At 70.0% G+C, this 1,198-nt stretch carries 3 protein-coding genes; all 3 read right to left on the reverse strand.

Features of this window, described 5'->3' with window-relative positions; genetic code table 11:
- Window positions 1-316 (reverse strand): Hpt domain-containing protein (locus NS331_RS21690; RefSeq protein WP_193758173.1); only part of this gene is annotated, 316 nt, incomplete at its 3' end.
- Window positions 313-723: an STAS domain-containing protein gene (locus NS331_RS21695; protein WP_242873853.1), complete on the reverse strand. Its 411-nt coding sequence runs from the start codon at window positions 721-723 to the stop codon at window positions 313-315. The genes NS331_RS21695 and NS331_RS21690, both read right to left, overlap by 4 nt.
- Complete coding sequence (locus NS331_RS21700) at window positions 720-1,088, reverse strand: response regulator (RefSeq protein WP_058644024.1); 369 nt, start codon at window positions 1,086-1,088, stop codon at window positions 720-722. Before NS331_RS21700 ends, NS331_RS21695 begins: the two co-directional genes overlap by 4 nt.
- Window positions 1,089-1,198: the final 110 nt, after the last annotated feature.

Here is a 1,198-nt window from a genome sequence, read left to right on the forward strand (position 1 = left end):
CGGCGGCGGCGGCGGCCACCAAGCGGCCGATGTGGTCGCGCACGCCCAGGAACAGCGAGACCAGGGCGTCGTCCAGCGCGATGGTGCCTTCGCGCACGCGGTCGAGCACGCTCTCGGCGACGTGGGTGAAGTCGACGATGAAGTCCAGGCCGAACAGCCCCGCCGAGCCCTTGATGGTGTGCACGGCGCGGAAGATGGCGTTGACCGAGTCGGCCGGGTCGTCCTCGGCCAGCACGCCCAGGAAGGCCTGCTCCATGTCGCCCAGCAGCTCCTCGGCCTCGACGATGAAGCCCTGCAGGGCCTGGTCCATGTTCATGCGTGTTCTCCTGCAAGGGTGTCGGCCGCAGCGCTGTCGGCGCTGTCTGCGAAGAAGTCGCTCAGGCCCATGAGGGCGAAGACCTCGTCCACGGCGGCGCTGGTGCGCGCCAGGCGCAGGGGCTGCTGGCGCAGCTGGCCCTCGCGGTGGGCGGCCAGCAGCAGCTGCACGCCGGCGCTGTCGATCTCGGCCACCTCGCCCAGGTCCAGGGCCAGGCCCTCGGGATGGGCGGCCAGCGCGGCCAGCAGGGCGGTGCGCTGCTCGGCGGCGTGGTAGATGGTGAGTTCCGGGCCCAGGGCCAGGGGGTTGGTGGTGGTGGCCGCGCCGGTGGTGGCGGCGGCGGCGACGTCGGTGGCCCCAGGCTCGTCCACCTCGTCCACGATGGGCATCACGGCGTCCGCGCTCATGGCAGCACCAGCTTCTCGACGGCCGCCAGCAGGGTGGGCGGCTGGAAGGGCTTGACCACCCAGGCCTTGGCGCCGGCCATCTGGCCCTCGCGCTTCTTGGCCTCCTGGCTCTCGGTGGTCAGCATGATCACCGGGGTGAAGCGGTAGGCCGGGTGGGCCTTGACGTTCTTCAGGAAGGTGATGCCGTCCATGTTGGGCATGTTCACGTCGCTGATGATCAGGTGCACCTTCTGGCCGGTGAGCTTGGCCAGCGCGTCCTGGCCGTCGCAGCCCTCGATCACGTCGTAGCCCGCGCCCTTGAGCGCAATGCCCACCACCGTCCGCACCGAGGCGGAGTCGTCGACGATCAGAATGGTCTTAGCCATGGGTTCTTCCCTCAGGTAGCTCGAAAAAGTCGGAAATCAGAAAAAGGTGATGTCTTCGGCGGGCGCCGGTGCCGCATGCGCGGCCGGGGCCGGCGGCAGGCTGCCCTGCG

The organism is Pseudacidovorax intermedius (assembly GCF_001476815.1).
GTDB classification, from domain to species: Bacteria; Pseudomonadota; Gammaproteobacteria; order Burkholderiales; family Burkholderiaceae_C; genus Xenophilus; species Xenophilus intermedius_A.